8 protein-coding genes, 2 tRNA genes and 1 pseudogene are annotated in these 7168 nt (G+C 70.0%); 9 read left to right on the top strand and 2 right to left on the bottom strand.

The window, feature by feature from the left end; all coding sequences use genetic code 11:
- Positions 1–461, top strand: a pseudogene (locus GX015_RS06050) (hypothetical protein); the annotation flags it as partial.
- Between the two features lie 139 nt (positions 462–600).
- Here GX015_RS06050 and GX015_RS06045 read toward each other — a convergent pair.
- Entirely contained in the window at positions 601–1071 is a 471-nt protein-coding gene (locus GX015_RS06045; protein WP_291343589.1) for a hypothetical protein, read from the bottom strand.
- A gap of 70 nt (positions 1072–1141) precedes the next feature.
- Here GX015_RS06045 and GX015_RS06040 point away from each other — a divergent pair, with 70 nt between their 5' ends.
- From GX015_RS06040 to GX015_RS06015, 6 genes are all read left to right on the top strand, one after another.
- A complete protein-coding gene (locus tag GX015_RS06040) occupies positions 1142–1684 on the top strand; it encodes a hypothetical protein (RefSeq protein ID WP_291343587.1) in 543 nt (180 codons plus the stop codon).
- Positions 1681–2040, top strand: coding sequence for a hypothetical protein (locus tag GX015_RS06035; protein ID WP_291343585.1), 360 nt, complete (start codon positions 1681–1683; stop codon positions 2038–2040). The genes GX015_RS06040 and GX015_RS06035 overlap by 4 nt, the downstream gene beginning before the upstream one ends.
- A gap of 319 nt (positions 2041–2359) precedes the next feature.
- Complete coding sequence (locus GX015_RS06030) at positions 2360–2956, top strand: hypothetical protein (RefSeq protein ID WP_291343584.1); 597 nt, start codon at positions 2360–2362, stop codon at positions 2954–2956.
- A gap of 18 nt (positions 2957–2974) precedes the next feature.
- Complete coding sequence (locus GX015_RS06025; RefSeq protein ID WP_291343582.1) at positions 2975–3793, top strand: hypothetical protein; 819 nt, start codon at positions 2975–2977, stop codon at positions 3791–3793.
- 22 nt (positions 3794–3815) lie between these two features.
- Positions 3816–4790 carry a hypothetical protein gene (locus GX015_RS06020; protein WP_291343580.1) on the top strand — a complete coding sequence of 325 codons (975 nt, stop codon included), beginning with the start codon at positions 3816–3818 and terminating at the stop codon, positions 4788–4790.
- Between the two features lie 11 nt (positions 4791–4801).
- On the top strand, positions 4802–5737 hold the full coding sequence (locus tag GX015_RS06015) for a hypothetical protein (protein WP_291343578.1): 936 nt from the start codon (positions 4802–4804) through the stop codon (positions 5735–5737).
- Positions 5738–5740: 3 nt separating this feature from the next.
- On the opposite strand, the gene GX015_RS06010 is transcribed toward GX015_RS06015, so the two are convergent.
- Positions 5741–6907, bottom strand: a complete 1167-nt coding sequence (locus tag GX015_RS06010) for a histidinol-phosphate transaminase (protein WP_291343576.1) — start codon at positions 6905–6907, stop codon at positions 5741–5743.
- 92 nt (positions 6908–6999) lie between these two features.
- On the opposite strand from GX015_RS06010, the gene GX015_RS06005 reads away from it, so the two are divergent.
- Positions 7000–7091 (top strand) — tRNA-Ser (locus tag GX015_RS06005).
- A 3-nt stretch (positions 7092–7094) separates the two neighbouring features.
- Positions 7095–7167: transfer RNA gene (locus tag GX015_RS06000), tRNA-Arg, on the top strand.
- The last annotated feature ends 1 nt before the right edge of the window (position 7168 follow it).

Genomic DNA, 7168 nt, shown 5'->3' with positions numbered 1-7168 from the left:
TCCTCGAATCGGTCGCCCGCGTCACCGTCGGCGAAGAGGGCGAGAATCCGGTCATCCTGGACGAGGGGGCGTACGAGGTCATCGAGCGCGAAGACGGTTCCACCGAGGTGAAGGTCCACGGCATCGAAGAGCGAGTCTCGGCCGGGCAGGCCTACACCCTGGACTTCCTGTACCGGGCCCCCGAGAACGTGGGGACCTACGAGCATGGTGGGAGCGCTCGCTTCCGCACCGACGGCCGTGACTGGTTCGGCGACAACGCACGTTCCTTCTCCGCCGACACCGGTGGTCAGCCGATCATCGTGAAGGAACGCCCGGTCATCCCCGAGCCGCCGGTGGTCGACCCCGAGGATCCGACCGGGTCCATCGACTGGGGCTCCATCGACCTCGGCTCGCTGGGCGATCTCAGCTCGTCCAGCGAGGATGAGCCCGCCGACGAGCCCGGCGAGACCCCGGCGCAGTAGTTCTCCGGCCCCGCACGGGTGCAGCCCCAGTTAGTGGTGGCACCCGTACGGGGCCTGATTTGTGCCTCCAGAGATGTAACGAACGGCCCCGAGATGTAATCCTCAAGAAGCAATCTCCGATGAAAGTACTGGATCGCCCTTAAATCTCGCCTCGACGGCGTGGACGGCGGTTCCCGAATGCGCCCGGACGGGACGCGCCCCGGAAAATCCCGTGGTCGGCCCCGATCATCCCGACACATGAGGTATCGATTTGCGTATCCGCACCACGTAGATCGCCCGCACCGCCGCCACCCTCGGCATCGCGGCGATCATGACCATCGGCACCGGCGCCACCGCGTTCGCGCAGCCCGTCGGCAATCCCATCGTTCCGGATGCGTCCGGCAGCTCGGCCGGCACGGAGGTGGCCGACGACGTCGCCGACGCCGTCACCGCCGGCGAGCGCGTCCAGTTGGGCGAGAACATCAAGATGGATGGCTTGTACGAGGTCCTGTACGAGGTTGCCCTGTTCAAGCAGCTCACCTCGGGTGCGACCGTCGATCCGGGCGAAGGGGTCACCATGCGCCTGGAGGCCGAGGGCGTCCAGGGCGTCGCCCGCGTCGGGCAGCTCCACAACATCATGCCGGCCGGTTTTCGAGCTGGTCTCCGTCGCGCGCGTCGAGAACGTCGACGGCGCAGAGACCGTGACACCGCTGGGCTCGGGCGACTACCGCTTCCGCGATCGCGGCGCCGACGGCACCACGGTCGATGTCACCTTCGGCGGCAGCCCGAACGAGCATCCGCAGATCCGCGAAGGCGAGACCGTGACCCTCGAGTACGTGTACCGCGCCCCGCAGGAGCTCGGCTCCTACGAGCACGGCGGCCACACGTTCCTGTCGTGGGTTCCGTCGGGTTACCCCGCCAACGGAGGCGTCCTCACCGGCGCCCAGCCGGCTCTGCCGGGCCCGCTCGGCGAGATCGCCGGTCGGGCGGTCTCCGCCCTCGAGGGCGGCCAGCGCGCCCAGATCGGCGATCACCTGACCCAGCTGTGGGTCTACGACGCCAAGCTGTACAAGCAGGTCATGGGTGGCCAGAACGTGACGCAGGGCGAGAAGATCACCCTTCGCGTCGAGGTCGTGGGCGATTCCGCGCAGACCCACGTCCATGCCCTCACCGACGTCATGCCCGCCGGTTTCGTCCTGGACTCCGTCGTCTACAACGCCCCTGACGGCCCGCCACCCCGTTGAACGCGGACCAGTACTACACCGAGGAGCGCGACAGCGAAACGAATGGCCGCGTTCAGGATGCCCGCGTCGACTTCGCCGCCAACGGCATCGGCCGCGTGAACGTTGGCACGGGCAAAATGTCCGTGGACTTCACGTACATCGCCCCCGAGGAGACCGGCTGGAAGCAGACCGGCGGCGGCATGGAGATTTCCGGTGCGGGCGGTGCCTTCTACCGGACCACCAAGGTTGACACTGGTGCTCCGTCCGTCAACGTCGTCGCCCGCCCGATCATCCCGATCCCCGACCTGCCGGGCGGCGACAACAGCTCCTCCGGCTCCATCGACTGGGGCTCGCTGAACTCCGGTTCTTCCAACTAAGACGCCAGATCGCGGTCCGGTGGGCGTCGCAAAGCAAGCCCGCCACCGCGCTTCCCCCTGACACAGGAGCAATCATGAAGAAGTTCACCCGTGCGGCAGCTGCCGCCGCCATCGCCGCCGGCATGGCCATCGGCGTCGCCTCCCCGGCGTCGGCCCAGATCAACCCCGTCCTGCCCGACTTCGGTTCCCTCATGCCAGGCATGGGCGAGTCGGCGGCGGATAAGGAGAAGCTCGGCTCGGCGAGGCCGGCGGCTGGATCTGGAGCGCCTCCCTGTACAAGCAGGTCACCCGCAGTGCGACCGTCACCCCGGGTGGCTTGGTGACCACCCGCATCGAGATCATCGGCAACAACGACAACGGGACCAAGGTCCGCGAGATCGCCGTCATCATGCCGCAGGGCTTCGAGCTGGTGTCCGTCACCCGCATGAAGCAGAACGCGCTCGGCGAGGCCCTGCACGTCGTCCCCGCCGAGGACCGCACCGTCGTTCCCGCGGAGAACGGCCTGCAGGAAGTCCGCCTGTCGTGGACCGAGGGCGGTTTCCTCGGTCTGTTCGAGGACAATCCCACCGTGTCCAAGTCGAATTCCGTCGTCGTCGACTTCACCTACCGCGCCCCCCCAGGAGCTGGGCCAGTACCAGCACGGCGGCTTCCTTCGAGTCGGTTCTCTCTTCGGCCCGACGGTCCGCGAGGTGAGCGGCGGCACCCCGATCACCGTGGAGAACTCCCTGCCCGCCGCCTTCGGCTCGCTGGGCTCCAGCTAGGCCCCGCGCCGGCGGCAATTTCCCGGAATCCGCCCATGCGGCAGATGTCCGGGCCCGCCCCGGCGACAGCGTTTCCCGCCCCGTCCTCCCCGTTCGCGGGGAAGGCGGGGTGGTGCCGTCCGGGGGCTGTGCCAGAATCGAACGTGAACATTTGACGAGGAGCCACGGTAACCATGAGCAGTCCTTTTGATGACAATCGCCCCGGCGGCCGCGGCGGCGGAAACGAGCCCACGGACCAGTGGCGGCCCGTCGACGGGGAAGCATGGTCGAACGTCGGCGACACCGGCTCCGAAAACCCGTGGAGTACCGCGGGCGGGGGAGCCGGCGGCTACGCCAACGACAACCCGTTCCAGGGCGGCGGTTACCAGGGCGGTCCCGGAGGATATCCGGGTGGACCCGGTGGCCAGGGCGGTTACCCCGGTGGAGCCGGCGGTTACCCGGGCGGCCAGGGCGGTTATCCCGGCGGGCCGGGAGGATATCCGGGCCAGTATCCGCCGACCGGCGGCGCCAGCGCCGCAGGCGGCGGCCGCGGCGGCGGCAAGGTCGCGCTGATCATCGTGGTGCTGCTGCTGATCGTCGCCGCGGGCGGTGCGCTCGGGTACTTCTTGCTGTCCGGTAGCGGAGATGAGGGAGGCTCCGGCGGCGCGATGCAGCCGACGGCCGCACCGGCTCAGACCGAACCCGCCGAAACGACCACCACGCGGGGGCGCGCCGAAGACTTCGAGGCGCCGTCGAGCTGGACCAAGTGCGGCGGCTCGGGTGATCCGGGAGACCTGAACCTGTACTACTCGGGGACGTCGGTGACCAGCTGCCCGTTCGCCACGGCCGTCCGCAACGCGTTCGTCGAGCACTACCGGGACACCGATCGCCTCGACGGAACGATCAGCGCCTACAGCCCCGTCACCGGCCAGACGTACTCGATGAGCTGCACCGACGACGGCGACTACGTCACCTGCCGCGGCGGCAACAACGCGGTCGTGCACATTGTCTAGGCGCACATTTTCTGGGCGCACGGTGTCTGGGCGCACGGTGGGCGGGCGCGCGGTGCTCGCCGCGGTCCTCGTCGGCGGGCTGGTGCTCGGCGGATGCACGCTGCCGGGCGGCACCGGATCCAACGCTGACGGCGGGGGAGACGGCACTGCCGCGGAGTCGGCCGGCGTCGATGACGGCCGCCCGAACCCGACCCCGCCGGGTGCTCCGGGCGAAGGGGAACCCGGCTCAAACGGCGCCGACGGCGGATCGAACTCGGCCACCGCGGACGGCCCTCCGGGCGCGGTGTCGCCGGAACTGGCCGCCGAGATCGACGGCATCATCGCGTCGTGGGGAGGCCAGGCCGGGTTGGCGCTGGCGGCTCCCGGCGCGTCCGGTTCCGCGGAACCGCAGGCCGCCGGCGACTTGATGTCGGACGTCGCGTGGTCGACGTCGAAGGTGCCCATCGCCATCGCGGTCGTGCGGCAGTCCGGTGGTGCGGACGCGAACGTCACGGCGGCGATCTCGGTGTCCGACAACGCCGCCGCGGAAGCGATGTGGGCGAGCCTCGGCGACCCCGCGACCGCTGCCGCCGCAACCGACCAGGTGCTGCGCGACGGCGGCGACGCCACGACGAACACGAACCCCGAGCGCATCCGCCCCGAGTACACGGCCTTCGGCCAGACGCAGTGGGCGCTGCCGGACCAGGCCCAATTCGGCGCGAACCTCACCTGCCTCGACGGCGCCGGCCCCGTCGTCGATGCGATGGGCGCCATCGCCGGCGATCAGCGCTACGGCCTGGGCACGATCCCGGGCGCGCGATTCAAGGGCGGCTGGGGCCCCGACCAATCGGGGATGTACCTGGTCAGGCAGTTCGGCACCATCCCCGTCGACGGCGGCGAACTCGGCGTGGCCATCGCGGCCCGCCCCGCGGACGGCACCTACGAAACCGGGCAGGCGATGCTCACGGAAATCGCCGCCGCCGTACAGCGCCACATGCCGGCGGGAGGCTCCTGCTAGGGTCGGCCATCGTGCCTTCGCCCTTCTTCCCGCGCCGAGCCGCCACCGTGTTTTCGCTGGTGGCGGCTTCGTCGGTGCTCATGTCGGTCGCAGCCTGCTCCATGAACGACGATGCCGAGTCCGGCCCTCCCGAGCCCCTCGAGGGCACGTGGACCATCGACGGCTCGGTCGATCCGGCGCTGGCCGCGGCCATCGACGACATCGCGGAGCGCTTCGACGGCGAGGCCGCCATCGCGCTCGCCGTCCCCGGCGCCACCTCCGGCAAGGGCCCGGTCACCGCAGGCGAACTTTCCGACGTCTCGGCCTGGTCGACGTCCAAGGTGCCCGTCGCCATCGCCGCGCATCGAGAGAATCCGTGGGTCGAGGACCTGATTCCGGCGATGATCTCGGAGTCGGACAACGACGCCGCCGAGACGCTGTGGGTGTCCCTCGGTGACGCGTCGACGGCGGCCGAGGCGGTCAACGACGTGCTCGCCGACGGCGGCGACGTCCGCACCGAATTCGAGGCCTGGACGGCCCCGGGCGATGTGCAGTGGGAGCTGGCCGATCAGGCGGCGTTCGCGGCGAATCTGCGGTGCATCGAGGGCGCGGAGCCGGTCCTCGACGCGATGGGCGACATCGTCGACTACCAGTCCTACGGCCTGGGCACCATCGAAGGCGCCCGGTTCAAGGGCGGCTGGGGCCCCGACGAGGAGGGCGAGTACCTGAGCCGTCAGCTGGGCATCTTCCCGGCCGACGGCGGCGTGGTGGGCGTGGCCATCGCCGCCCGTCCCGGCGACGCGACGGACGACACCGCCCGCGACATGCTCGACGAGATCGCCGGTGCGATCGCCGAGCACTCCCCGCGGGGAGCGATGTGCGAGGGACACCCCGTCAGCACCGGCAAGCGCGACAAGGCGACGTCCCCGGAGGATGCGACCGGGGAATCGACCACCGCGGGGAAGTAGCCCCTACAGCCCCAGCGCGGCGAGGAGCCGGTCGGTCTCGGCCTCGTCGGTGATGGTGATGCGGACGCCCTCGCCCCGGAAGACGCGCACCACGATGCCCTTGTCCGCCAAAAACTGGCCGAGCGACTGGGAATCGGCGACGTCGGCGTCGGAAAGCGAACCCGCGCCGGCCAGCGAAGCCAGACGCTCCTGCGGAAGCCACACGAAGTTGGTCTGCGAATCGGGGATGACCACCTCCGCGCCGGCCGCGCCGTTGATGGCGGCGGTGACGCGGACGCGCTGGTCGCGGACGCCCGCGATGCGGGCCTCCAGCTCATCGACGGCGCGCAGCGACTCGATCGCCGCGACCTGCGCCAACGCGTTGACGGAGAAGGGGATGCAGACCTTGTTGAGCGACTCGATCAGCTCCGCCGCACCGAAGCAGTAGCCGATGCGCAGCCCCGCCAGGCCGTAGACCTTTGAGAACGTGCGCAGGCCCACGACGTTCGGGTACTCCGCGATCGCGTCGACCGCGTTCGGGGTGTCCACGCCGGTCGCGCGCCCGGCCGCACCGAGGTCGCCCTCGGCCGGCTGCACGAACTCGATGTAGGCCTCGTCCAACGCGACCACCACGTTCGCCGGCACCTTCGCCATGAACGCCTCGAACTCCGCGGCCGTGATCGTCGTGCCCGACGGGTTGTTCGGGTTGCAGACGAACACCAGACGGGTGCGCTCGCCGATCTTCGCGGCCATGGCGTCGAGGTCGTGGCGGTGGGCGTCGTCAAGCGGAACCGCCACCGGCACCGCCCCGGCCACGCGCGCGAGGATCGGGTACGCCTCGAAGCTGCGCCACGCGAAGATGACCTCGTCGCCATCGGCGCAGGTCGCCTGGATCAGCTGCTGGCACAGCGCCGACGAACCGCACCCCACCGCGACCTGCGACGTCGACAGCCCCAGGTGCTCGGCGATGGTGGCGCGCACGTCGACGGCCGCCATGTCCGGGTACCGGTTCACGCCCGACGCCGCATCGACGATCGCGTCGCGCACCGAGGGCAGCGGTCCCTGAGTCATCTCGTTGCTCGCCAGCTTCAACGCGCCGGGCGTCGTCTTGCCGGGGAGATACGAGGGGATCAGGCTCAGATCCTCGCGGGTCAACGGGCGGGCCTGGTCGGGGGAAGTGCTGCCGGTCATGGCGAAAACCCTACTCGTCCGCCCGACTCCGGCGTTCACCGGCGGGTTTTTGCCACGCGGCGCGGCGCTCCGCTAGAATCCCCCTGGTGCACGGAGGCGTGCCAGAGCGGCCGAATGGGGCTCCCTGCTAAGGAGTTGCCTGTCTTACGACGGGCCGGAGGTTCGAATCCTCTCGCCTCCGCCACAAGCGCCCGTAGCTCAACGGATAGAGCATCTGACTACGGATCAGAAGGTTAGGGGTTCGAATCCCTTCGGGCGCAC

It is taken from the genome of Corynebacterium sp., assembly GCF_012837295.1.
Classification (GTDB): domain Bacteria; phylum Actinomycetota; class Actinomycetes; order Mycobacteriales; family Mycobacteriaceae; genus Corynebacterium.
This window is presented reverse-complemented; position numbering and strand designations above follow the sequence as displayed.

Bases quoted from the DNA above. Each gene is read 5' to 3' on its own strand.
- GX015_RS06010 (WP_291343576.1), bottom strand. From the start codon at position 6,907: ATGACCGGCAGCACTTCCCCCGACCAGGCCCGCCCGTTGACCCGCGAG.
- GX015_RS06025 (WP_291343582.1), top strand. From the start codon at position 2,975: ATGAGCAGTCCTTTTGATGACAATCGCCCCGGCGGCCGCGGCGGCGGA.